Source organism: Streptomyces broussonetiae, assembly GCF_009796285.1.
GTDB lineage: Bacteria > Actinomycetota > Actinomycetes > Streptomycetales > Streptomycetaceae > Streptomyces > Streptomyces broussonetiae.
In genome coordinates this window covers 7,211,869-7,236,145 of the sequence record NZ_CP047020.1, presented here as the reverse complement: position 1 = coordinate 7,236,145, position 24,277 = coordinate 7,211,869, and the positions used below count along the sequence as shown (strand labels likewise).

The window sequence follows — 24,277 nt, the reverse complement described above, 5'->3', positions numbered from 1 at the left end:
CGCAGTTCATTGCGCTGCGGCATCGGGAGAACGCGGCCTCGGGCGTCAACAGCCCTGCACCGCGCGGCCCTCGAGGTCCGCCAGTGCCCCCTCCAGGGTCAGCAGCCTGACCTTCCGCTCGACTCCTCCCGCGTACCCGGTCATCGAGCCGTTCGCGCCGATCACCCGGTGGCAGGGGCGCACGATCAGCAGGGGGTTGGCGCCGATCGCCCCGCCGACGGCGCGAACGGCCGCGCGGGACGCGCCGATGCGCGCGGCGATCGCACCGTAGGTGACGGTCGCGCCGTACGGCACCTCGTCCAGCGCGGCCCACACCCGCTGCCGGAAGTCGGTGCCATGGGCGGCCAACGGCAGCCGGAACACGGTGAGTTCACCGGCGAAGTAGGCGGCGAGCTGTGCTCCGGCGGCGCGGAACGGCCCGGCGTCGCACCGCCACCCCTCCTCGACGCCGCGCCCGCCCTTCTGCCCGGGCACGGACAGCGAGGTGAGCGCCCCGTCCGCGTCGGCGGTGAGCAGCAGCGCTCCCTCCGGGGAGTCCAGCCGCGTCCAGTACGTGTTCGTCATCGGCTCAACTCTCCTGCCACACGCAGATGTTGGACGGCGTACGAGCGCCAGGGCCGCCAGGCGTCGGGTACCTCGGTGCCGGGCGGGACGACGTCCGGATCGCCGAGGGCGCGGACGCGCACGGTGGCCACGGCGGCCGGGTCCAGGCCGGGCAGGGCGCGCAGGGCCGCCCCTGCGTCGTCCCGGTCGGCGCCCGCGTCCAGCCGCAGGGTGCCGTCGGCGAGGGCGGCGGCGAGCGCGCCCAGCGGGCCGCCGGGTTCTGCTTCGGCGAGCACGGCGGGCTCCGGGAAGAGGTGGGTGAGGCCGGCGCAGGGAGCGTCGAGCGCCTTGCCGTACCGGCGCACCAGCGGCTCGGCTCCCGCCCGGCCCACCAGCGCGCGCACGGCGGCCTCCAGCGGGTCCACGGCGCCGGGCGAGCGCAGCCCGGGCCGGGCGGCGACCAGCGGGGCGAGGCGCGGGTCGGCGCCGAGCCGTTCGTCGACGGCGTACGGGTCGGCGTCGAGGTCGAGCAGCCGCCGCAGCCGCTGCACCGCGGTGGTCAGGTCCCTGGGGTCGGTGAGGTGCAGCCGCGCGTCGAGCCAGCCGCCCGGTCGGGTGCCGGTGCTGGTCCTCGGCCCCCGGGTGCGCTCCTCGACGGCGACGATCCCGGTGCCGTACGGCAGCCGCAGGGTGCGCCGGTAGGTACGGCCGCCCCGCGGGCCGGACAACTCCTCGACACCGGTCACCGCCTCGGCCGCCAGCTGGTCGAAGACTGCGGCGGCCTGGTACGGGCCCCGGTGGGCGAGCCGCAGCGGGATCCCGGTGCCCGGGGCTGCCCGCCGTCCGCCCCGGCCCCGGCCCCGGGGAGCGGCGGCCCGCACCTCGGTCGGTGTCGAGGCGTACACCTCGCGGACGGTGTCGTTGAACTGCCGCACACTGGCGAAGCCGGAGGCGAAGGCGATCTCGGTGATGGGCAGGTCGGTGGTCTGCAGCAGCACCCGCGCGGTGTGCGCCCGCTGGGCCCGGGCGAGCGCCACGGGTCCGGCACCGAGTTCGGCGGTCAGCTGCCGCTGCACCTGCCGGGCGCTGTAGCCGAGCCGGGAGGCGAGCCCGGCGACGCCCTCCCGGTCCACGACACCGTCGGCGATCAGCCGCATGGCCCGCCCGACGACGTCCGCGCGCACGTTCCACTCCGCCGACCCCGGCACGGCGTCCGGGCGGCACCGCCGGCAGGCCCGGAAGCCACAGCCCTGCGCGGCGGCGGCCGTCGCGAAGAACCGCACGTTGTGCCGCTTGGGCGTCACCGCCGGGCAACTGGGCCGGCAGTAGATCCCGGTGGTCTCGACGGCGAAGAAGAACGCGCCGTCGAACCGCCCGTCCCGACTGCGCACCGCCTCGTACCTGGTGTTCTCGTCCATCACGTGTTCCAGTGTGGGCCGCCGCAGGGGGCGGGGCCAGCGGAAATCGGACGTGACGTTCGCGGCTCCCCGCGCCCCTTCGGGAGCGCGGGGAACCGTGCGACCGGCCGCACCGGGCCCGCAGCCGCGTACGGGCTCGTCCCGCCCCGGCGGGCGGGCGTCGCTACTGAAGCCGGCCCCGCTTGATCTCCATCGCGGCCTTCCCGGCGGCGCCCTTGCGCTTCCAGTCCCGTCGAAGCTCCGCACGGACCCGCGCGTCGGTCTTCGCGACGATCCACTGGTTCTCCCGGACGAGCTTGCGGTAGCTCTCCAGCCGTCGCTCGGACAGTTCCCCGCTCGCCACGGCGGAGCGCACCGCGCAGTCCGGCTCGGTGTGGTGGGCGCAGTCGTGGAAGCGGCACTGCTCGGCCAGTTGCTCGATCTCGGAGAACACCTGGCCGACCCCGCCCTCGGCGTCGTACAGCCCGACACCGCGCAGTCCGGGTGTGTCGATCAGGACGCCTCCGCCGGGCAGGGCGAGCAGATTGCGGGTGGTCGTGGTGTGCCGCCCCTTGCCGTCGATGTCCCGCGCGGCCCGTACGTCCATGACGTCGGCGCCGACGAGGGCGTTGGCCAGCGTGGACTTGCCCGCACCGGACTGGCCGAGCAGCACGGACGTACCGGAGCCGACGAGCGCGCGCAGGACGTCGAGGCCGTCGCCGTGCAGGGCGCTGACGCCGAGCACGGGCACCCCGGGCGCGCTCGTCTCGACGTCGTGGACGAGGTGGGCGAGGGTGACCGGGTCCGGGACGAGGTCGGCCTTGGTGAGGACGACGACGGGCTGGGCACCGGACTCCCAGGCGAGGGCGAGGAAGCGTTCGACGCGCCCGAGGTCGAGTTCGACGGCGAGGGACACGGCGACGACGGCATGGTCCACGTTGGCGGCGAGGATCTGTCCGTCGGAACGCTTGGACGAGGTCGAGCGCACGAAGGCGGTACGGCGTGGCAGCAGTGTCCGCACGTACCGCGGGTCGCTGCCTTCGGGGTCGACGGCGACCCAGTCCCCCGTGCACACGACCTTCATCGGGTCACGGGGAACGACGAACTCGGTGTCGGCGCGAACGATGCCGACCGGGGTGACGACGTCGCACTGGCCCCGGTCGACCCGCACGACACGGCCAGGCAGAAAGCCCTGCCCGGCATAGGGAGCGAACTCGGCTTCCCAGCCCTCGTCCCAGCCGTACGGGGCGAGAGGATGCAAGGAAGGCGAGGACGAACCCACGAGAGAAGAGAAAGACAAGGGAGGACCCTTCACAAGGGTGGCCTCGGCGCCGCGCTCACGGGCGCGGGAGAAGAGTGAGGTCAGCCGGAGACCACGGAGGTGGACTGAATGAACTTCCGAATGCGGGCAACGCCCGTCTCAACGACAGCCATCGGTCACACCTCCCGTTCTCCGCACGACTGACCGCGGCAGCCAACGGCCACCGCGAGGAGCAGGCTCCACTCTAGGGGGGCTCGCTCTGCGGCACCACGGAATTTCCCCCGTCGTTCCTCGATGGGACGGCCAGGCCGCCTCCGGTGGACGACGGGCTCGGCACCCCATGCGCCGCCGGCCTCCTGGAGTCGCGCTATCAGCCCCCCCGTCGTGAAGCGCCGCCATGACCGGCCCGGCTGCGGCCCGGAAACAGCGGAGACATGTGTCAGAGTGGAGAGGCGAGACGACGACGTCCGCGGACGGAGGAGACAGGAGAGGGCGTCCTGTCATGTCCATATATTTCGATCCCCACAGTTCGGCCATGGCCCGCTCTGTCCCCATCGACCGGCGGAGCGAGGAGTACGCGGACCTCTTTGGGCAGGCCCCGGTGATCTTCGCTGCGCTCAGAGGCCCGAGACACCTGCTGGAAGTGGCGAACTCGGCATTCTTCGAGGCCATGGGGTGCGACCGCGGGCGCGTCGGCGAGCCGGTCGGAGAGGTGATTCCGGAATTGGTTCCGCAGGGCGTCCTCGACCGGCTCGACGAGGTCTACCGCACCGGTGTCGCATACCGGGCCCGGGACGGGCGGCTGATGCTGGGAGAGCCGGGCCGGCAGCGGGAGGGGTTCTTCGACTTCACCTACGAGCCCCGTTGGGACGGGGCCGGCCGGATCGACGGGGTCGTGGTGATCGCGGTCGAGACCACCGCGTACCACGACGCGCATCTCCTGGCCTCGGAGCAGCGCGTGCTGCTGGAGCAGATCGCACGCGACGCCCCTCTCACCGAGATCCTCGACGGCATGGTCACGGCAATCGAAGAGTTCTCCCCGGACATGACCGTCTCGGTACTGCTCGTCGATCCCGACGGACAGCACCTGCGGCACGGCACCGCCCCACACCTGCCCGACTTCTACAACGAGGCGATCGACGGGACACCCATCGCCGATGGTGCCGGCTCGTGCGGCACGGCCGCCTTCCGGCACGAACCCGTGATCGTCACGGACATCGCCACCGACCCCCTGTGGAAGGACTACCGCGACCTGGCGCTGCGGGCCGGGGTCGCGGCGTGCTGGTCCACGCCGATCCAGGACGCGGACGGCCGGCTGCTGGGCACCTTCGCGATGTACCACAGCACTCCCAAGACTCCTGCGGACAGGGATGTGAAGCTCAGCGTCGCGTTCGCACGCATAGCCGCGCTGGCCATCGAGCGCCACTGTGCGGTGGAGGCGCGGCACGCCGCCCAGGAGCGTGAGAAGGCAGTCCGTGAGGATCTGGCCTTCCTGCTGGACGCGAGCACCGCCATCACGGGCGAGACACACTATTCGGAGAGCCTCCAGTGCATGGCCAGGCTGACTGTTCCGGCCCTGGCGCCGCTGTGTGCCGTCCACGTGGTCGAGCGCGGACGGACCCGCCGCATCGCCGTCGCCGCCTCGACCCGGGAGGGGGAACAGCTCCTCTCCTCCCCCGCGCTGTGCGACGACGTGGACGCCGCCGTCGCCCGCGTGCTGGCCTCCGGCGCCATCGAGACGTCCCCCACGGGCAGCTCCTGCGCGCAGTTCGGCGTCACGGGTTACGTGTGCGTACCGCTGGCCACCCGGGGCCGTACCTTCGGCACGCTGACTCTCCTGGCCACCGCCCTGACTCTGGACGGCCACACGATCGCCCTGGCCCAGGAACTCGCCCGCCGGGCCGCTTCGAGTGCCGACAACGCCCACCAGTTCACCGACCGCGTCCGGCTGGCCCACGACCTGCAGGCAGGCCTGCTGCCTCCCGAGTTGCCCAGGATTCCCGGCGTAACCTTGGCCGCCTCGTACCATCCGGCCGGGGAAGGACTCGACGTCGGCGGCGACTTCTACGACGTCTTCCCGCTGTCCGGCGACCGCTGGGCGTTCATGATCGGCGATGTGTCGGGGCGCGGCGCACTGGCGGCCACCACCACCGGAATGGTCCGCCACACCGCACGCGCCGCCGCCCGCCTCCGGAACGACCCGCCCGCGGTGGTCGCCGCCATCAACGACGCGTTGACAGCAGGCATCGCCGATGAGGACCAGTTCGTTTCACTTGTCTACGGCGAGCTGCGGCACTCCCCGTCTCGCCTCGCGCTCAGCCTGATTCGAGCGGGCCACGTACCGCCCCTCGTGCGCCGGGCCGACGGTACGGTCGAAGAACTCACGCACCCAGGCCTGCTGTTGGGCATCCGTCCCGACCCCGCCTTCTGCCCGTTCGACATCGACCTGCGCCCCGGCGACAGCCTGGTCCTGGTCACCGACGGCATCACCGAGGCCCGCTCCGCCGACGGCGAACTCTTCGGCGAGGACCGCCTGGCCGACGCGCTCGTCGCCGACGGGACCACGACACCCACCGCCCCCACCCTCATCGAGTCCATCACCGCTGCAGTCACCACGTTCGCGGGCGATGCCACCCTCGACGACCGGGCCGCGCTGGTTGTCACCGCCACCTGATGGTCACGATGGCGCAGCAGCCATTGCCGCGCTCACAGCGCGCAGCAGGCAGAAAGTTCAGCCGGAGACCGCAGGTGGAGCGGATGAACTTCCGGATACGGGCAGCGCCCGTCACAGGCCGTGCTGGTCAAGGAGCCGTATCAGGTTCCGCTTGCATTTCTGGCCGGCACGCAGAGCGGCGAGGCACGCGGTGAACTCGCCGTCGGTGCCCAGGCAGTGGTGGCAGTCGCGCATGCTCAGCAGCAGGCTGGTCAGCTGCTCGTAGACGGCATTGCCCTTCTGCTTCATGTCTTCAGCACCCAGCCGGACGCACCCAGCTCCTGGGCACGAGACCTGGCCCGGCCGCGCTGCTTCGGCACCGCCTCCGGCTCGCCGAGCATGATCAGGCCCAGGGCGACCAGGTGCTTGCAGAAGTTACCCTCCATGGCGTACCGGCAGTCGCGCTCCCCTGCGAAGCCGTCGGGCCCGCCCAGGGTCAGCTCGGCCTGGTAGGCGTCCGTCCCGTGGACGGTGGCCGTGATCCAACCGTCGCCGACCTCCACCGCGGTCACCGCGGCCAGGTAATTTCGGCCCCGCTCGAAGGAGCGTGACCCGGCCGGCGTCCGCAGGTCGTCTTCGTCGAAGTCCAGGTCCTGTGCCACATGGGCATTCAACCGGAGGAGCGGAGCGACGGGCTCTGCAGTACCCGTATCGCTGTGTTGGCGGGCGTGCACGCCCACATCTACATGTCAGGCAGCCGCGGTTCACGACAGCGACGAGGTCCAGCCACCGACAGGCCGGACCTCGCACTCACGCATTGAGCCCTACCGACGTCGGACAGGAAGCGGAACACAGTCGCCCTCCGGGCCGCACCTGAAGCTGTTGGCCCAGGAGGTGAGCGGGAGACGCGGGCGATCGTACGGGCCTCCCGCGACATCCGGCACAGCCGTGCGCCGGCCGCCGAGGCCCACTCTTCGTCCCCTTGTCCGGTCGAAGACGGCCCATCTCGAACCCATCGCCACCGCACGGGGGGGAGCCCGTCGCCCTGCTCGCAGCCACATTCGACCGATCCGATCCACTGCATGCCTGAATCATTACATTTGCATCATCGAGTTGATCACTGTGCGTACGAGGATCTCGTTGATCACAGACCGTCGGCGCCTTCGCCCGCCTCGCAGGCCGGGGATTCCGCATCCCGAACCCGGTGGATACACAGAAGTGCCCAACTCATGTCTTCTGCACGGCACTTGCGGTCGACTATGTTCGAGACCGAGTGGTGTGGGCGCCGTCGAGCAGGGGGTTTGGAGTGGCACAGGAACCGTGGGCGGAGCTGGGCGAGACGGTCGGTGCGATCCGCGCCGGACTCCAGAGCGCCATGCGGGAAGGCCAGGGCGAACCCCTGAAATTCAGGGTCGGTCCAGTCGAGTTGGAGTTCACGGTGGCCGTGCGGAAGGAGGCCGGGGCCCAGATCAAGGTCTTCGTCCTCCCCTGGACCGGTGAAGCCAGGGGCACGCTGAGTACGGACCGTACGCACCGGGTCAAGCTCACGCTCCAGCCTGTTGACGCCGACGACGAGGACGCCAAGATCTCCGGCACCGTGGGCGAACTGCCGGAGTAGACCGATGGACCGTGCACGGGTGGTGGAGATCTGGAATTCCGCCCGGAAGGAGGACAACTTCGGGACCGGCTACCTGATCTCCAGTCACCTTCTGCTCACCGCGTACCACATCGTCGGGAGAACGGATGTGGCCGACGGCGCGGTCAAGGTCCGCCGCCTCGATCAGGCGGGCGGCTCCGAATGGATGAACGCCGAGCTGATATGGCCCACGCAACTGGTCGACATCAAGGCTCACCCCGAGCGGGACGCCGCGCTGTTCCGGATCACGGACGCGAGCGGGCGGGCGCCTCGGTTGACTCCCACGCGGCTGGGCCGGATCCTCGGCGAGGACCGCGTCCCGTGCCTGGGCCTCGGCTTTCCGGACGCCGCCGTGGACCGCGACCGTCCGAGACGGCGCGACACGATGGCGGTGCGGGGGCATGTAGATCCGTTGCATGCCATGAAGTCCGGCATGCTCACCGTCCACGTCGACTCCGGGGTCGTCCCCAAGCGCCTGTCCACGGGGTCGAGTTGGTACGGCGCTTCGGGAACGGCCATGTTCTGTGGGCCGTTCCTTGTTGCAGTACTGGCCACCGACAAGAAGATCTCCGACACCGCGAACGTCCTCGACGCCGTCCCCGTCACGGCGCTGGCCGCGCAGCCGGGCTTCGCGGAGGCTCTGGCTGAACACGGGGTCCACTGCATCGTCGAGGACGTTCCCGTGCAGCGGCCGGACGAGCATCCGGACTCCCCGTACTCTTCGATCGCCATGACACAGGCGTCCCGAGCGCAGCGGGTCCGGTTTTCGCTCGGCATCGCCGCCGCGAGCGGCCTGCTGGCGTTGCTGAGCGCCTTCACCTTCCCCTCCGCGCGCCACTCGATCGTGGCCGCCCTGGCCGCACCGGTGGTCGGCGGCATGCTGGGGGCGTGGGGCGGCTCGCAGTTCCGCCGGCCCGGGCGCTCCGGATCGTCACGGGAGGCCAGCCGGCTGGACCTGCTGGAGAGCGTACGGCAGCAGGCGAAGCAGCGGCGTCGGCAACTGCTCGGCGGGGACACGATGGCCATCAACATCACCTACGAGACGCTCCCCGCCCCGGGCCGGGGAGCGGAAACTGCCCCACCGCACGGCGACTTCCTCGGGATCGCCCGGTTCGTGGACGACCTGCGGCCCAAGCGGCTGGTCATCACAGGCGGCCCCGGGTCGGGGAAGACGCTCCTCGCCAACGAGTTCGTCCACCAAGTCCTCGCCCGTGCCTCCTACGCCGGGCCCGTGCCCCTGCCGGTCGGTCTCGCCGGGTGGGACACCGACGTCCCCTTCACCGACTGGCTCGGCGGCGTTCTGGCCGCGGGCTACCTCGGCGGTTCCGAGGCCAAGGCCCGCGATCTCCTCGCGTCGGGCCGGATCATGCCGGTGCTGGACGGCCTGGACGAGATGGACGAACCAGGCTCCGACCGTCGTCATGCCGTCGCCGCACTCGCGCAACTGAACCGTTTCGAGGGGCCATTGGTGATCACCTGCCGGACCGAGGACTATGCGGGGCCCGGCGGCGACAACCGGCTGCTGGACTGCGCGACGATCCTGATCAGCGATGTGTCCCCGGCGGACGGCTGGCACTATCTCGACCAACGGGCCTACAACAAGGAGCGGATCACGTGGCTGGAGGCGGAACTGGCCGACCCGGCAACGGTCCTGGGCGACCTCCTCACCTCCCCCTGGATGCTCACCCTGGCGTCGGTCACTTCCCAGTCCGACGCCGGGGCGGCGGCACTCCGCTCGTACATCGGCATGCCCACGTCCGCAGAGGCGCTGCGAGCGCTGCGCGCCGAACTCCTCGACCAGCTCGTCCCGACGTTGTGCAGACCGGACCCCAGGGGCGTGCCGCAGCGCTACGCCGACCCCACGGCCGTGACTCGTTGGCTGCGACTGATCGCCGCCAATCTGCACGGAGGTACAGCGGCACCGGGCGGCGCAGGGACCGGCCGCAACCTGGCGGTCCACCTTCTGTGGCCGCTCGCGGGCCCGCGCGCCGCCCGCTACACCGCTGCCGGACTGACCCTGGCGTGCTGGCTGCCCGCCCTCGTCCTGCTGACCGTCTGCCTGAGGCAACGCAACGAACTCCCCTTCCCCGGACTACCGTTGCTGTTACTCCTCGCTCCGGCGCCGCTGCTTGCCGCCTGGAACGCGCGAGCGCCGTACATCCAGCCCCGGCGCATCCTCTTCCAGCGCCTGCGCAGCAGGCTCGGCTGGGGCAGGGTCGGTCTCGGCGCACTGCTCGGCTGGGCGCTGGTGCTGCCGCTCACGCCGCTGTTCGGGGCAGGGTACGCGCTCGCGGCCGGCATCGCCTCCGCGTCGGTCTTCGGCTTCGGCCTCGCCCTGTCGGTACGGGCGGACATCGACCGTCGGCACCTGATGGTGGGCGCGCTGCCCACGGCGTTCGTCCTGGCCGCGGCAGCCGGGACCTTCGCCGGCACACTCGGCGACTTCGTCGGGGTGATCGCGGGCTGCGGCGCGGGGACGCTGGCTCTGGGAGTGGGCGTCCCGCTGGGACTGCGGGCCGCCCGGCGCGGCAATGGTGGCGACCCCGACCCCGATCCGCCGGGCGTGCCCACCCCCCTCTCACCTCTGCGCAATGACGTGACGGCCGGGCTGATCGCCGGCCTCATCGTGACCGGCCTGACGCTGTACGCCACGCTGGACGTCGAGTGGCTCCAGGTGGACTGGCCGCTGGCCGTCGCCACCTCACTCGCCTGTGGCCTGGCCGCCGGGCCGGGCTTCGTGGCGGTCGTCACCCGGCAGTACACGGGAGTCGTCCTGGCCACTCGCGGCAGACTGCCGTGGCACCTCGTCGGATTCCTCCGCTGGTGCCTCGGCGTCGGTCTGCTGCGGTCGGCAGGCACGGTGTACCAGATCCGCCACGACGAGTTGCTGACCTGGCTCCGGAGCTGAGCCCCGCCGACGTCTCCCGACCGCCGAGGGGGCTCAGCTCCCCGTACACGGTCGCCGGCGCCCGGACTGCAGCCGAAGCACGTCCGAGAGCCGGACCGCGATCGCGGTCCGGCTCTTCGTTTCGGCAGGGCCGCTGACCGCTCTCCTCAACAACTTCTAACCTCTCCTCAACGTCTTCGGCCGAAGCCTCGCGCAGGCTGGTCGAGGCCAGCGCCTGCTTCGCTTCCGTCGCTCCGTCGTCAAGGACCCACGGTCTTACGTGGAGGGGCGAACACGGCGGGTTTGTCACATGTTCAGATTCCAGATGTTGTCAGGACAGAAGCGACCGTTACTCATACCCCGGTATCGCTGCCCTCGTCATCAGTAGCAACTGGAGTGAGTTGTGACCCGCCGAACCATACGACTGGCCGCCGCCCTCGGTGTCGCCACGACCCTCGCCGGAGGCTCGCTCGCCGCGGCGTCGGAAGTCACCGGTTCCTCCGCCGCGCGGCACAAGCCCGCAGCCGCCAAGCACGTTCTCCTGCTGTCCGTCGACGGTCTGCACCAGTCGGATCTGGCCTGGTACATCGCCCGCCACCCCGGCTCCCCGCTGGCCCGGCTGGTGAACGGCGGCGTGCACTACACCAACGCGCGCACCACCAACCCCTCGGACTCCTTTCCCGGCATGACCGCCCAGGTCACCGGCGGCGGCCCGGGCACCACCGGCATCTACTACGACGACGTGTACAACCACGCCCTGCTCCCGGCCGGCACCACCCACTGCAAGGGCGTCAAGCCCGGCGCCGAGGTGGACATGACCGAGGACATGGACAAGAACAAGGCCTCCCTCGATGCCGGACAGGGCCTGAAGAACCTGCCCGGCGGCATCCTGCAGATGACAGGCCGGCCGCAGAGCCTGCTCGACCCGAGCAAGCTGCCGGTCGACCCCACGACCTGCAAGCCGGTCTACCCGCACTCGTACCTGCAGGTGAACACCGTCTTCAACGTGGCCCGCACGGCCGGTCTGCGCACCGCCTGGTCGGACAAGCACATCGCCTACGACGTCCTCAACGGCCCCTCGGGCACCGGCATCCAGGACCAGTTCTCGCCGGAGATCAACAGCGACGCCAACGGCTACCCGGCCGGGAACGACTGGACCACCGACAACAAGGCGACCGAGCAGTACGACAGCTACAAGGTCAAGGCCGTACTCAACGAGATCGACGGCTACGACCACAGCGGCAGCCACAGGGTCGGCACCCCGGCGATCTTCGGCATGAACTTCCAGTCGGTCTCCACCGCGCAGAAGCTGCCCTCCTCCGAGGGCCTCAAGGGCGGCTACACCTCCAAGGGCGTCCCCGGCCCGCTGCTGCAGAAGAACCTCGACTACGTCGACACCGAGGTCGGCTCGATGGTCAAGGAGATCCAGGCCAAGGGCCTGGCCTCCAGCACGGACATCGTTCTGTCCGCCAAACACGGCCAGTCGCCCACCGACCCCAAGGCCCTGACCCGCGTCGACGACGGTCCGCTGCTCGACGGGCTCAACGCCGCCTGGAAGAAGAAGCACCCGGGCGCCGGCGATCTCGTCGCGCACTCCGTGGACGACGACGGCATGCTGCTGTGGCTGAACGACCGCTCCGCCGAGGCCACCTCGTTCGCCAGGCAGTACCTGCTGTCGCAGAGCGGCACGGGCACCGACATCAACGGCAAGCCCACCAAGTCCTTCACCAACAGCGGGCTCAGCAGGGTCTACGCGGGCAAGGAGGCGGCCGCGTACTTCCACGTCAAGCCCGGTGACGCCCGGGTCCCGGACCTGTTCGGCATCGCCAGGTACGGCGTGGTCTACACGGGCGGCACCAAGAAGATCGCCGAACACGGCGGCGCCCACGCCGACGACCTGAACGTCCCGCTCGTCATCTCCGGTGCAGGCACCCCCGCGGGCGTGACCAGGTCCGCTCAGGTCGAGACCACCCAGATCGCTCCGACGATCCTTTCCCTCCTGGGCCTGAACCCCCACGACCTGCAGGCCGTCCGGAAGGACCACACCCAGGTCCTGCCGGTCCGTTGACCCTCGGCAACCCTTGAGCCCGGCGCGGGTGGGCCGCACGCAGAACAGCGTGCGGCCCACCCGCGCTCATGCGCGCCGTCCGAAACCCCCGCACAGCGGCGGCCCCGGCCGCGCGAGCAGGCGCCGAGCCCGGAGCGGCACACGTGTGAGCACCACTGCACTACGGGCCGCCCTCCCGCGGGGACGACCGGACGAAGGCATGGTCGTCGAGGCGAAGCTCGTCCGCGCATCGGCCTCACGGGCCACCGCGCGCCGCCCACTCCTGGCCCTTCCCAACCTATAGTTGACGACGCGTTGGTCGGAACACGTCGAAGCACCTGCCGGGTCTGGTGCCTTGAACGCGGTTTCCGGGGTGTGGTCGGGGCAGGGTGAGGAGAACGGATGACGGGGTGGATCACACGATCCGCCACAGGAGCGGGCACCAGGGTCCTACGAGCAGGCCCTCTGGTCACGCACCGGGCAGGGCTCCTGCAACCGGGCGCCGCACCCGCTGTCCCAGGCGGAGGGGAACGAGGATGCAGCCGATCGTGAGGACGGGCCGTCGGCGACCTCAGTGGCCGCCACGCTGGATCGGCACGGTCAGGGAAGAGTTCGCCATACGCCGCGAAACCCATGCGGCTGCCCGGCAGATCCGCAAAGACCTGGGCCTCTCGAGCGTCCAGAGCATCGACGGTCTGGTGCAGCTCGTCGCCGAACGACGTGGCAACCCCATCTCTGTACTGTACATCGACATGCCGCCCACCGTCAGCGCGTTTTCTCTCGCCACCCCGGACGGGGACTACATCGCGGTCGACGAGTACGCCAGCGAGCTGACCCAAGTGAACTCCATCGCCCATGAATTGGGGCACTTCCTCTTCGACAGGGCGGAGGATGTCAGGGTGCCCGTCGGAGCGGACAGCGGCAGTCCGCTGTCGAGAGAACTGGCGGTTCAGCTCACACCGGCGCTCAACCCCGACACGGTCACCGCCTTCTTCCAGCGCTCCCACTACGACTCGCCGGTCGAGCGAAAGGTCGAGGCCTTCGCCACGGTGGCTCTGGACCGCAAGATCGCGCTGCTCGAGTCCGACGCGCATGGCTTCGCCTTCAGCTTCACCCACCGGAGGACTGGTGTCTGAGAACGGCGCGACCACCGTCTATCTGGTCATCGCCTCACTCCATCTGACGATCGCCGCCTGGAAGGCCTCGGCCCTCCTGCGTACCCCTTCTTTCGCGCTGGGTCTGCAGGTTGCCACCCACGGACTGGGCGGCATCGTCTATGTGGTCGCCTCCCCCCTGGGATACCGGAGTCTCGGTTCGGCGTCCGGTCAGCCGTGGCTCCCGACACTGCCGATCTACCTGGGCATCCTGCTGTGTTTCGGAACGCAGCACCTGCTGACGATCGTGTGGACCCCGTCCGGGTCGGACCGGCCGTGGCGGGTCCGGCGGCAGATCAAGGCCTGGGCGGTCGCCTACGGCATCTCCTTCGCGGTCATGGTCGTCACGTTCCTGACCACGGATCTCGGCGGATCGGCCGACCCGCTCAAGTTCAACACCGCGCAGGTGAGCCATCCGCAGGTGCAGGTCTTCCTCAGCGTGTTCCTGACCATGCTCAGCTGCGGAACGGTGCACACATGGCGTCGCACGCGACGTGCACGGGCCGACGACAAGGCGATCATGCACTCCGTCCGCTGGTACGGGCGCAGCATGCTCGTGACGTCCGGGTACGTGATGTGTTCGGCGCCCGCAGCCGCGGCCGCCGCCCTCGGGCACCACCAACTCGACGACGTGGGGGTGCTGGGCTCCGCCTTCGGAGTCGTGGGATCCATCATGACGTGCTACGGAGTCTCCGGAGCGGCACTGAGCAAGTGGCTCGGCGAACGCCGGGACATCGCGGTTCTGCAGCCGTTGTGGGATCTCGTCGTCGCGGGGGTCGACCAGGAGCTGTCCCTGGGCTCGGGACACTCCCGGCCGGATCACCGCGACCAGCCGGCATCGGCCGGTCCACAGCAGTCCAGGCCGAATCGCGTCTTCAATGTCCGATGGACCCTTCATCGACGGGTGATCGAGATCCTCGACGGAATCCGGCAGCTGGAACGGCGCGCCTGGATCAGCGACTTGCCGGCGAAGGCGATCACGGACCTGCACGGCGAGGCCATGAAGACCGACGCCCTCCGAAGCCGTCTGGGCCTGGGGAAGAAGGGCCTTGCTCCCCACGAACTCGAAGCCGCCGCCACGGCCGCTGTCCTGCGTGACGCGGTCGAACGCCTCCAGGCGGCAGGCGCCGACGGCACGGCACCGGCCGCCTCCGCCGGTCCCACGCTGTTCGCCCCGGGAAAGAACACGCCCGCCGCCCAGGAGAGAACCCGCCTGGTGCGCGTGGCGCGAGCACTCCGCTCCGCCCTGGTGGACTCGTCTCTCCAGGTGGTCCGCTCCGCCCGGGACGGCGACGGGACGCCCCGGACTCGCGCAGCGGCACTGTAGTGTCCCGTCCGGTCGCTCTTCTCTGTGACATTCGAACGGAGTTGGGCCGTCACGAGCTGGGAGGGGAGCCCTGTGCAGCGGGCAGTTGTACTTGGTGGAAGCTACGCCGGCCTGTTGGCGGCCCGCGTGCTGAGCGACTTCGCCGAAGAGGTCGTCGTCGTGGAACCGGACCTTCTCGACGGTGCGGGCACCGGCTCGGGCGCACCGCACCGGCACCAGTTGCACGCCCTGCTCGCGATGGGGCATGCCCAACTTGAGCGCTGGTTTCCCGGCATCACCGGGGAGTTGACCGCGGGGGGTGCCCTGGTCGGCAGCGGCCGGGCGGTCCGGTTCTACGTCGACGGCAGGCCCCGCCCGCCCCTGGACGACGTCGAAATGCTCGGCGCCACACGCCCGTTCATCGAGCGCACCGTACGACGGCGCACGCGGGACCTGGCCAACGTGCGCTTCCTCGCCGGTCGCGGCCAAGGACTACTGGTGCGAGGCGACCGCGTGTGCGGTGTCCGCTGCGCCCCGGCCGGTCACGAGCACGGGCACGAGACGACGCTCGCCGCCGACCTCGTCGTCGATGCCATGGGCCGGTCCAGTCGCCTGAGCAGCTGGCTCGGCCAGGAGGGGTGGCCCGTGCCGCCCGTGGAGCGGATGCGGATCGACCTCGGCTACGCCACGGCCAGCTTCCACCGGGGCAGCGAACTCCCGGGGACAGTGATCGCGCACTCCACCCCGGGACCCGACAGCGGCTACCGGCCCGAGCGCTGCGAACCCGGGGCACTCGCGGCGGTCGAGAACAACCGGTGGACGGTCGTCCTGGCCGGTTACGCCGGTCGCCGCCCCACCGGGGACCCACAGGAGTTCGTCGCCAGAATGCGACGTTGCGTCCCCCCGCTGCGGGAGGTCGCCGAGCACTGCGCGCTGCAGGGCGATGTCGGCACGTTCCAGTTCCGCGAGAGCCGGCGTCGCCTGTTCCGCGCGACAAGCCGCTTCCCGGGGGGACTGGTCGCGGCGGGCGATTCCATGGCCTCCGTCAACCCGGTCTACGGACAGGGGCTCACCCTCGCGGCCCTGCAGGCCGGCGCGCTCGCCACGTACCTGCGCTCCGGAGCCGCGCCACATGCTCCGGCCTGGGACTACTTCCGTCGCGCGGACGTCTTCACCGACGCCGGGTGGAAACTGTCGACGACCGCCGACCTGGCCCAGCCCCATGTCACCGGCCCCTACCCACGCGCCTATCCCCTGATCCGCTGGGTGGGCGACAAGATCACCCAGGCATCGGTCCGGGATTCCGAGATCAACCGCGCCTACATGGACGTCGTCCACATGCGACGGCCTCCGCGAACCCTCACCCGCGCCCACGTCCTGCTGCGCACGGCCCGCGTCCTCCTGGACCACTGACCGTCCGTGCCCGTACCGGAACCACCAACCCAAGGAGAGCAGTGCCCCGATGGTCCACGGCCCTGACCGAGGCCGGCATCACTGACCCGACACTGCGGCGAGCCTACGACGCCCAGCGCGACCTGGTACGGAAGTTCGCCGTCCACCAGTACCTCGCCGCCCGGCTGCTGCTCCCCGGCAAGCTCCATGCGTCCGTCGTCGCCCTGGTCGCCTTCATGCACGAGACCGACGAGCGAATCGACGCCGGAGAGGTCGGCGCCCGTAAGGAGGCACTGGGTTCCTGGCACCGTGAGGTCGGTGCGGCGCTCGATGCCGTCCCCGGCCCACAGGATCCCGCGTCCGCTCTGCTCCGGGCGCTCGCCGACACCGCACGCCGATGCCCGCACACGGCTGCGCGCGTGCACGAGTTCCTGGACGGGGCACCCGTCGAGGCCGAGTGGACCGGCTTCGACAGCGAGGCCGACTACCAGGCCTACATCGACAGTTACTCGCTGCCCGCCCTGATGCTCACCGCGTCGCTGCTCGACCCGGCGCCGACGGCAGGTGGCGACGGGCTGTTCCGCCAGGGATGCCGAGCGCTGATCGAGGGGTGGCAGCGCATCGATTTCCTGGCCGATCTCGCCGAGGACGCCGAGCAGGGCCGCATCGGCATCGCACGCGAGGAACTGGACCGGTACGGGCTGACCGTCGAGGACCTGCGAAGCAAGTCACCGGCGTGCGTTCCCGCTCTGGGGCGGCTGGTCGGCGCGCAGGCCGATCTCGCCGAGACCGCGCTCACCACGTGCCGGAGACTGCCCGGTCTGGTCGACGCGCCCTACCGGCCGTTCCTGCGAGCCCTGATCTCGCTTCAGGTTCTCCACCTCCAGGCCGTACGGCGCAAGGGAGGTTCCCTCCTGCACGGCGGGGCGCGACCGTCGATCCCGGCCGCCCTGCGCGTCCTGGCGCGGGAGTATCACGCTGCGAGAGGCGTGCGGCGCCCGTCGAGGTGACGGACGGTCCGCCCGGGGCCGTGCGGGCGCCACGAGGCCGCGGACGGCATCGGGAGACTGTCGTCAGTCGTCGTGCTTGGCCAGACCTACCGCGCTCCTGAGGATGCCCATCACGCTCCTGCGGTGTTTGGCCGGCAACAGGCGCATCGTGGCGGCGATTTCGCTGAGTTCGGGGTCCTCGTCGCCACCGGCCGCCGGCTCCTGGGAGGCGCGCTGGGCCGTCTCGACCACCTGGTGGATCGCCGCCTGCAACTGCCGTGACAACTGTTCGCTGCCGACCGACACGCTTCCCCGCAGAGCCACACGCTCCACCCGCCGGCCCTTGAGTTCGGCGATCAGCCGTGCCTGTTCCAGGACGGGCTCAAGGGCCGTCAGGAGTGCCGCCCTCGGTCCGAGCGTGAAGAAGCCCGGGGCGTCGAAGAACTCCGCCAGGTCCTTGCTGACGTCGAATCCCGGGTTGCGCGAGCCGTTCAGCAGGTTGGTGATCGTCGACTTGGCCACACCGACGGCGTCGGCGACCTCCTGGAACGTGTGCTTGCGCCCGTTCTCCTTGAGCCTGGTGTCCAGGAGGAAGCGCAGGCGGTCCTTGAAAGGCAGGTCGACCTCGTCGGGGGCGACGGGGTCCCCTGCGAAGAGTCTGCGGACCGTCGCCTCGGCGATGCCCGTCTCGTGGGTGAGCCGATCGAAGTTGATCACCTCGATGGTGTGGCCCAGTTCCTCGAGCTCCGCCTTGATCGATGCCAGGGCTGCCGCGACCTCCTCCACCCCGGTGGTGTTCTCCATAAACAGGCGGTCTCCTGCTTCGTCGTCGGTAAACCCGCGCGGACGGCGCACTGAAGGTTAGCGCCAGCAGGGCGCACCCCGCACCAGAGGGGCCACATTTGTAGCCCGCCGAGAGCTACGGTAGTCGCCCTGGGCGCCAATTGACATCCGCGAGTGGGTGCAGCATGATCCCTGTTCGTGATGAAGTCCCCGCCTCCACAGGAGACATGAATGAGCGTCACATCATCACGTCCCTCATCTCTCACCGATCACCAGAGCACCGGCGCGAAGCCATCGACCGTCCCGGCCCGTTGGTCATGTGCGGTCACAAGACGGCGTCGAGGCCGCTAGCAGGGCGAGACACCGCCGGACCACGGCACGCCACGGGTACGTCGCCGGCCGCAGACCGTGATGACGAGAGCTTCCCGGTGCCACCTCTGCCCCCGCCGGGGCCGTCGGCGCCACAGCGCGTTCGGGCACACCTGTCCGCACCTCCCGCACCAGAGTCCCGTGAGCCGGCCCCTCAAGCTCCGACGGTCACACCGCCACAGGGGAGCGGTGTGGCCGTCGGTTCGTCCGAGTACGCCGGCCCGACCTCGGCGACACGGCTCGACAGCACGCCAACCGCATCGTTCCTGCCGCACGCGCAACCGTCCCGCCGGTGGACACGCGGGAGTGAGGTGCGGCTCCTCGGCCATCCGCGCACCGCACTGGCGTACGACCACGGGTACGGCACCCTCGGCCGATCTCCGCGGACCCGGCCGGGATCTTCGGCCGCGGGCCGTGGGACCGATGACCGACGGCTGCCGCAGCATGACGGTCCAGGCCGAGGAGTCCCGGCGCTCGACGCGCTGATCACCACGGTCCACCGAGCTGTGCTAGGCTCTCGGTGTTGCAGTTGTGGTACCCATGAACCTATGTGCGCCTGACAGGAATGTTTTTCCCTTCAGGCGCATTATTTGTTTTTCCGGCATCTCCGGGTGGGGCCTCTGCCTACAGATCGGAGAAGGTCATGGCACAGGGAACCGTGAAGTGGTTCAACTCTGAAAAGGGTTTCGGCTTCATCGCGCAGGACGGCGGCGGCCCCGACGTCTTCGCCCACTACTCGAACATCGCGACCCAGGGCTTCCGTGAGCTGCAGGAGGGCCAGCGGGTCTCCTTCGACGTCACGCAGGGCCAGAAGGGCCCGCAGGCGGAGAACATCCTCCCCGCCTGATCGCCGGACGCGTATCCGCTCACCGGGGTCCGCACCGAACTGGTGCGGACCCCGGTTTGTGCTGTTTCCAGGAAGGCAAAAAGCTGCATGTCCCGCAGGTCTCAGAAGCCGAACCGGCGCACCTCGTCACCCTCGCCGTCCGCGTCGTCCCCCCAGGAATTCCGGCTGCCGGAAAGCACGACACCCGCGCTTCCCGCCGTCGAGGACTTCGCCGGTCTGGAGATGCCCGCAGGGCTGCTGAAGACCCTCGCCGCGCAGGGCGTGACCACCCCTTTCCCCATCCAGGCCGCCACGCTGCCCAACTCGCTCGCCGGCCGTGACCTGCTGGGGCGGGGACGCACCGGCTCCGGCAAGACGCTGGCGTTCGGGCTGGCGCTCCTGGCCCGTACGGCAGGCCTGCGCGCCCAGCCCAAGGGCCCCCTGGCCCTCGTGCTGGTACCCACCCGGGAACTCGCCCAGCAGGTGACCGACGCGCTGACCCCCTACGCGACGGCGGTCAACCTCCGGCTGGCCACCGTGGTCGGCGGGCTGTCCATCACCAAGCAGGCCGGTGCGCTCCGGCGCGGTGCCGAGGTGCTCGTGGCGACCCCCGGCAGGCTGAACGACCTGGTGGAACGCGGCGACTGCGTGCTCGACCAGGTACGCATCACCGTGCTGGACGAAGCCGACCAGATGACCGACATGGGCTTCCTGCCGCAGATCACCAAGCTGATCCAGCAGGTACGGCCCGACGGGCAGCGCATGCTCTTCTCGGCCACCCTGGACCGCAACATCGACCGCCTGGTGCAGCGGTTCCTGACCGACCCCGTGGTGCACTCCGTGGACCCGTCCGCAGGAGCGGTGACCACCATGGAGCACCACGTGCTCCACGTGCAGGACGAGACCGACAAGAAGGCCGTCACCACGCGCATCGCGGCCCGGGACGGCCGGGTCATCCTCTTCCTCGACACCAAGAGGTCCGCCGACCGGCTCGCCAAGCGGCTCCTGGCCGTCGGTGTCCGCGCGGCGGCACTGCACGGGGGCCGCTCCCAGCCGCAGCGCACCCGGACCCTGGAGCAGTTCAAGAACGGCCAGGTGACCGCCCTGGTGGCGACGAACGTCGCGGCCCGGGGCATACACGTCGACGACCTCGACCTCGTCGTGAACGTCGATCCCCCCACCGACCACAAGGACTACCTCCACCGAGGCGGCCGTACGGCCCGCGCCGGCGGCTCCGGCAGCGTGGTCACCCTGGTCCTGCCCGACCAGAAACGGGACGTCACCCGGCTGATGTCGGACGCGGGCATCCGCCCCCGAACGGCCCGGGTCACCTCCAGCGACGCGGAACTGGCCACCATCACCGGCGCCCGCGAGCCCTCCGGCGTGGCCGTCACCATCGAGGTGCCCCAGCCGGCGGCACCGACGGCGTCCCGCCCGGCCCGGAAGAACGGCACCGAGCCCGGCAGGCGATCCGGCCGCCGCAGAAACGGCCGCGGGACCGGAGCCGGGACGGACACCGCCTCCCAGCAGGGGGGCCGCCGCGCGGAGCGCCCGGGCACGACCGGGGCAGCAGCGGCTGCCGGCACTCCCGCAACCGGCAGGCGCGAGTCCGCCCGCCGCGCGGGAGCCGACAAGGCCACGGGTGAGACCGCCGGCGCGGGCGAGCGCAACTCCAACCGCCGGGCCACGGCCCGCGCGGCGACCGGCGCCGCCAAGGTCGTCCGTCAATCCGGCCGACGCACGGCGGCCGACGGGACCACGAGGAGCGCCGCCGGCTCCGGCGGCTCCGGCGGTCGCGGCTCCGAGCGCCGAGGCGGCCGCCGCACCTCGGCCACCTGACACCATCTGACGTCCCGCCAGATAGGGGCGTACCTTGCGGGTCAACCGGCCGTGCAGGAGGCCCCGTTGAGCGCGAAGGCGTACGGCGCCCGGTTGCGGCCATGCCAGGTGGCGATGAAACCGAAGGACAGGGTGCCGTGTGCGGCGACGGTCCTGTTGTAGTCGGCGGCGTCGGCGGTGACGCGCGAGCCGTCCTGGTGCACGGTGGCATCCCACATCTGGCCGACCTGCTGGTCGTCGCGGAAGGTCCAGGACACCTGCCAGTCGGTCAGCGGCCGGTCGGTGGTGACGGTGACGGTGGCCTGGAAGCCGTCGGACCACTGGCTGACCAGGTCGTAGGCGGCCCGGCAGCCGGGGGCCGCGGTGGCGGAGCCGGTGCCGCCGGGCTGCTGCGGGGCCGAGGAGGTGCTGCCCTGCGGCTCGGGATCGGGCCTCGTGGCACCGGGGCCCGCCGTCGTACCGGTCGCGGAGGGGGCCGGCGAGGGGGTCACGGAGGGCGTGGCGGCGGTGGGGGCCGAGGGCGAGGCGGGGCGGTCGGAGCTGCGGCCCGCCGCGCGGGAGACGCTGGGGTCGGCGACCGGCTGGCGGTCGTCGCGGCCGGCGGCCTTGTCGTCACCGGAGCCGCCGAACGGCATCATCGACACACCGAGCGCCAGTGCCGACAGGAGCACGGCGGCGGCGAGCAGGCCGCCGCGCAGCATCCGGCTGCCGCCACCGCCCTCCTCGGGGGCGCCGGCAGCCGGATCGGCGCCGCCGGGGCGGCCCGCGCCGAGCCGGACCTCGGCGGCCCGCCTGCGGCGTTCCAGATAGGCGAGGCCGCCCCAGCCGATCACCCCGCCGGCGAGCGCGGCGGGCACGGTGCCCCCGTGCAGGCGCAGACAGGCGGCGGCCTCGGCGCAGCGCACGCAGGTGGCGAGGTGCCGGGAGAGGTCCTCGGGGGCGTCGGCGGCCGGGGAGCGGGTGACCGCGTCCAGCAGCCGGGCGTATGAGCGGCACTGCGCGTCCATCGGGGTGTCCAGGTGGGCGCGGTGGCAGCGGTCCCGGAACAGGGTGCGGACCTGGTCGAGTTCGCCGCCGACGGTGGCCGGGTCCAGGCCGAGCCGACGGGCGACGGTGGGCAGGGGCAGTGCCTCCACCTCGGCCAGCCACAGCAGCGAGGCGTCCGCCTCCTGCATGTCCCGCAGGCCGCGCAGCGCGATCGGGCGCTCCAGCGGCGGACCCGAGAAGCGGCCCGCTCTGCCGGAGTTGAGCCAGAGCCTGAGGTCGGGGTCGAGCCTGTGCCCGGTGCCGTCGGCCTCCCAGCCGGCGGCCGTGTCGCGTACGGCGGTGAGCAGCGCCGGGATGGTCGGCAGCCGTGACGAACGCCGGCCGGCGCCGCGCACATGGGTGCGCTCGGCGGCACGGACCTCGCGCACCCCGAGCGCGAACGCCTCGGTCGCCAGCTGATGGGCCGTCAGGGAACCGGAGGTGCACAGGTCCGCAAAGCTGAGCACCGCGTCCCAGCCTTCCGAGAACAGCGCGGCCTCGGTGGCGTCCTTGGGGGTCGGCAGGTCGGGCATGGGACTCCTGCATCCACAAGCGAGGTCAACTCACTACAGAAAAAGAGGAGTTCGGGGAAACCTCGCGGCAGAGCACCGAGCCTTTCACGACCTCGACACAACTGACAAGCGGCCTGTTCACATCCGGTGACGGATGGTGGCGGGACGGATGCGCGGCGCGACAGGCCCCCAACTCCGTTCCCTGGTACGGACGCGGGTGCCGTTTCGCTCACCACCCCGCCGCCCGGACCGTCCGTCGCGCCGGGCGGGGCGGGGCGCAAGATCACACCTCGGCCGGTGCCTGCTCCGGTTCACCGGCGGGCTCGGCCGCGGGCAGGCTGTCCATGAAGGAGCTGACCGAGAAGACCGCGCGGCCGGGTCCGGGCGGGCCGTAGCCGGGCGGGGAGGAGAGCCCGAAGTCCTCCATCGTCCGACGGTAGGCCTGCAGCAGCCGGATGTGGTACTCCAGCGGCGCGCCCTGCGGGTTGGCCTTGCCGAGCGGGGTGGTGGGCTCGGGGCACCAGGTGGTGAAGCGGGGCGTGATGCCGTGCGACATGAAGAAGCGCAGGCCCTCGGTGGTCGACTCGATGGCCTCGTCGACCGTCGTGAAGCCGAACGGCTCGGCCATCTCCACGCCCGCCACGAAGTTCGGGATCACATTGCGCGCGCCGAAGACCTCGGCGGAGTCCAGGATCCGCTTGTGCCACTCGTCACGGCCGACGTAGCGCTCCTTGCCGGGGCAGTACAGCTCGAACAGCCGGCGGTCCCACACCTCGAAGTTGGGGTGGTAGATCTGCACGCCGTAGTCCTTGAACCGCTGCACGTCCGCCTTCGGCAGCGCCTGTGCGACGACCTTGCCGATCCAGCGGCCCGGGAAGCGCTCCTCGATGGCCTTGGCGTAGTGGCCGTAGAAGTCGGCCTCGTCGCGCCCGGCGACCGTCTTCGTGATCGCGCCGCCGGTGAGCGTGTACGCGGTGGAGGCCTTCTGGGTGTCGTACCGGTCGATGATCTCGAGGGCCTCGAGCACCTCCTCGACGTCCTTCACCCCGGTGTAGGGCCGCCCGGCCGCCTTGTGCTGGCGCCAGTTGTGGTTGATGTCGCAGTACTGGCACTCCTCCTTGGCGCCGAAGTACTGGCAGACCCGGAAGACGGTGAGATAGATCAGGTAGCCCCACTGGATGGTCGGGGCCACCTCCATCACGGACTTCCCGTTGGACAGGGTGTGCCGGTAGTACTCCGGCATGGGCGGCACGCCGACGTCCGCGACGCGCTTGCCGTCGAGGTAGAGGCCGAGCTGCCCCTCCTCGTCGGCGGCGACCCGGTACGGCGAGGTGGGATTCACCCGTACGGAGACGACGGTCCGGCGCAGGTCGTACGGGCCGCCGGTGAGGATGATCTCCTCCGGCGGGCGCCTGAGGGCCGCTTCGCCCAGCTCGGGCAGGGTGCCGTGGTCGAAGGAGAAGATGAAGTACGACTTCGGCTTGACCTCGCCACTCTCGTTGTCACTGAGGGCGGACGGGTCGAAGGCGACGCCGCCGCGGAGCAGGTCCTCCTTGAAGACGGCCTCCCGCGGCACATGCGGGAAGCGCTCCATCAGATCCTCGACCAACGCTGTACGACTGCCCATCCGTCTGTCTCCTCCCGGCTCAGGCATACA

18 protein-coding genes are annotated in these 24,277 nt (G+C 70.9%); 10 read left to right on the top strand and 8 right to left on the bottom strand.

Features of this window, described 5'->3' with window-relative positions; genetic code table 11:
* Positions 1 to 45 precede the first annotated feature (45 nt).
* The 3 genes from GQF42_RS33255 to rsgA form a co-directional block, all read right to left on the bottom strand.
* Positions 46 to 564, bottom strand: coding sequence for a methylated-DNA--[protein]-cysteine S-methyltransferase (locus GQF42_RS33255; protein WP_158926117.1), 519 nt, complete (start codon positions 562 to 564; stop codon positions 46 to 48).
* On the bottom strand, positions 561 to 1,961 hold the full coding sequence (locus GQF42_RS33250) for a DNA-3-methyladenine glycosylase 2 family protein (RefSeq protein ID WP_199273122.1): 1,401 nt from the start codon (positions 1,959 to 1,961) through the stop codon (positions 561 to 563). The genes GQF42_RS33255 and GQF42_RS33250 overlap by 4 nt, the downstream gene beginning before the upstream one ends.
* A gap of 163 nt (positions 1,962 to 2,124) precedes the next feature.
* Complete coding sequence (rsgA, locus tag GQF42_RS33245) at positions 2,125 to 3,240, bottom strand: ribosome small subunit-dependent GTPase A (RefSeq protein ID WP_199272885.1); 1,116 nt, start codon at positions 3,238 to 3,240, stop codon at positions 2,125 to 2,127.
* 496 nt (positions 3,241 to 3,736) lie between these two features.
* On the opposite strand from rsgA, the gene GQF42_RS33240 reads away from it, so the two are divergent.
* The gene (locus GQF42_RS33240; RefSeq protein ID WP_233273530.1) at positions 3,737 to 5,875 is read left to right on the top strand and encodes a SpoIIE family protein phosphatase; all 2,139 of its coding nucleotides are present in this window, start codon (positions 3,737 to 3,739) and stop codon (positions 5,873 to 5,875) included.
* Positions 5,876 to 5,986: 111 nt separating this feature from the next.
* On the opposite strand, the gene GQF42_RS33235 is transcribed toward GQF42_RS33240, so the two are convergent.
* On the bottom strand, positions 5,987 to 6,163 hold the full coding sequence (locus tag GQF42_RS33235) for a hypothetical protein (RefSeq protein ID WP_158926110.1): 177 nt from the start codon (positions 6,161 to 6,163) through the stop codon (positions 5,987 to 5,989).
* Positions 6,160 to 6,516 carry an SWIM zinc finger family protein gene (locus tag GQF42_RS33230; RefSeq protein ID WP_158926108.1) on the bottom strand — a complete coding sequence of 119 codons (357 nt, stop codon included), beginning with the start codon at positions 6,514 to 6,516 and terminating at the stop codon, positions 6,160 to 6,162. Before GQF42_RS33230 ends, GQF42_RS33235 begins: the two co-directional genes overlap by 4 nt.
* Before the next feature lie 644 nt (positions 6,517 to 7,160).
* Here GQF42_RS33230 and GQF42_RS33225 point away from each other — a divergent pair.
* From GQF42_RS33225 to GQF42_RS33195, 7 genes are all read left to right on the top strand, one after another.
* Positions 7,161 to 7,472 (top strand): trypco2 family protein, encoded by a 312-nt coding sequence (locus GQF42_RS33225; protein WP_233273529.1) that lies wholly within the window; start codon positions 7,161 to 7,163, stop codon positions 7,470 to 7,472.
* Positions 7,473 to 7,476: 4 nt separating this feature from the next.
* Entirely contained in the window at positions 7,477 to 10,398 is a 2,922-nt protein-coding gene (locus GQF42_RS33220) for an NACHT domain-containing protein (RefSeq protein ID WP_158926105.1), read from the top strand.
* A 382-nt stretch (positions 10,399 to 10,780) separates the two neighbouring features.
* Positions 10,781 to 12,445, top strand: a complete 1,665-nt coding sequence (locus GQF42_RS33215) for an alkaline phosphatase family protein (protein WP_158926103.1) — start codon at positions 10,781 to 10,783, stop codon at positions 12,443 to 12,445.
* A 515-nt stretch (positions 12,446 to 12,960) separates the two neighbouring features.
* A complete protein-coding gene (locus tag GQF42_RS33210) occupies positions 12,961 to 13,560 on the top strand; it encodes an ImmA/IrrE family metallo-endopeptidase (RefSeq protein ID WP_158926101.1) in 600 nt (199 codons plus the stop codon).
* Entirely contained in the window at positions 13,553 to 14,905 is a 1,353-nt protein-coding gene (locus tag GQF42_RS33205) for a DUF6545 domain-containing protein (protein WP_158926099.1), read from the top strand. Before GQF42_RS33210 ends, GQF42_RS33205 begins: the two co-directional genes overlap by 8 nt.
* A 114-nt stretch (positions 14,906 to 15,019) precedes the next feature.
* Entirely contained in the window at positions 15,020 to 16,297 is a 1,278-nt protein-coding gene (locus GQF42_RS33200; protein WP_233273528.1) for an FAD-dependent monooxygenase family protein, read from the top strand.
* Between the two features lie 41 nt (positions 16,298 to 16,338).
* Positions 16,339 to 17,286, top strand: coding sequence for a squalene/phytoene synthase family protein (locus GQF42_RS33195; RefSeq protein WP_158926094.1), 948 nt, complete (start codon positions 16,339 to 16,341; stop codon positions 17,284 to 17,286).
* 63 nt (positions 17,287 to 17,349) lie between these two features.
* Here the strand turns inward: GQF42_RS33195 and GQF42_RS33190 are convergent, their stop codons facing one another.
* Positions 17,350 to 18,069 (bottom strand): helix-turn-helix domain-containing protein, encoded by a 720-nt coding sequence (locus GQF42_RS33190; RefSeq protein ID WP_158926092.1) that lies wholly within the window; start codon positions 18,067 to 18,069, stop codon positions 17,350 to 17,352.
* Between the two features lie 991 nt (positions 18,070 to 19,060).
* Here GQF42_RS33190 and GQF42_RS33185 point away from each other — a divergent pair.
* Positions 19,061 to 19,264, top strand: a complete 204-nt coding sequence (locus GQF42_RS33185; protein WP_055710303.1) for a cold-shock protein — start codon at positions 19,061 to 19,063, stop codon at positions 19,262 to 19,264.
* Positions 19,265 to 19,351: 87 nt separating this feature from the next.
* Positions 19,352 to 21,082, top strand: coding sequence for a DEAD/DEAH box helicase (locus GQF42_RS33180; RefSeq protein ID WP_158926089.1), 1,731 nt, complete (start codon positions 19,352 to 19,354; stop codon positions 21,080 to 21,082).
* A gap of 41 nt (positions 21,083 to 21,123) precedes the next feature.
* Here GQF42_RS33180 and GQF42_RS33175 read toward each other — a convergent pair whose 3' ends face one another.
* Positions 21,124 to 22,641 carry a cellulose-binding domain-containing protein gene (locus tag GQF42_RS33175; protein WP_158926087.1) on the bottom strand — a complete coding sequence of 506 codons (1,518 nt, stop codon included), beginning with the start codon at positions 22,639 to 22,641 and terminating at the stop codon, positions 21,124 to 21,126.
* Between the two features lie 262 nt (positions 22,642 to 22,903).
* Positions 22,904 to 24,247 (bottom strand): radical SAM protein, encoded by a 1,344-nt coding sequence (locus tag GQF42_RS33170; protein ID WP_158926085.1) that lies wholly within the window; start codon positions 24,245 to 24,247, stop codon positions 22,904 to 22,906.
* Between the last annotated feature and the right edge of the window lie 30 nt (positions 24,248 to 24,277).

Excerpts from the sequence above, each read along its gene's own strand:
- GQF42_RS33240 (WP_233273530.1), top strand. The coding sequence starts at position 3,737 with ATGGCCCGCTCTGTCCCCATCGACCGGCGGAGCGAGGAGTACGCGGAC.
- GQF42_RS33210 (WP_158926101.1), top strand. The coding sequence starts at position 12,961 with ATGCAGCCGATCGTGAGGACGGGCCGTCGGCGACCTCAGTGGCCGCCA.
- GQF42_RS33250 (WP_199273122.1), bottom strand. The coding sequence starts at position 1,961 with ATGGACGAGAACACCAGGTACGAGGCGGTGCGCAGTCGGGACGGGCGG.
- GQF42_RS33190 (WP_158926092.1), bottom strand. The coding sequence starts at position 18,069 with ATGGAGAACACCACCGGGGTGGAGGAGGTCGCGGCAGCCCTGGCATCG.
- GQF42_RS33180 (WP_158926089.1), top strand. The coding sequence starts at position 19,352 with ATGTCCCGCAGGTCTCAGAAGCCGAACCGGCGCACCTCGTCACCCTCG.
- GQF42_RS33255 (WP_158926117.1), bottom strand. The coding sequence starts at position 564 with ATGACGAACACGTACTGGACGCGGCTGGACTCCCCGGAGGGAGCGCTG.
- GQF42_RS33185 (WP_055710303.1), top strand. The coding sequence starts at position 19,061 with ATGGCACAGGGAACCGTGAAGTGGTTCAACTCTGAAAAGGGTTTCGGC.
- GQF42_RS33220 (WP_158926105.1), top strand. The coding sequence starts at position 7,477 with ATGGACCGTGCACGGGTGGTGGAGATCTGGAATTCCGCCCGGAAGGAG.
- GQF42_RS33170 (WP_158926085.1), bottom strand. The coding sequence starts at position 24,247 with ATGGGCAGTCGTACAGCGTTGGTCGAGGATCTGATGGAGCGCTTCCCG.
- GQF42_RS33235 (WP_158926110.1), bottom strand. The coding sequence starts at position 6,163 with ATGAAGCAGAAGGGCAATGCCGTCTACGAGCAGCTGACCAGCCTGCTG.
- GQF42_RS33175 (WP_158926087.1), bottom strand. The coding sequence starts at position 22,641 with ATGCCCGACCTGCCGACCCCCAAGGACGCCACCGAGGCCGCGCTGTTC.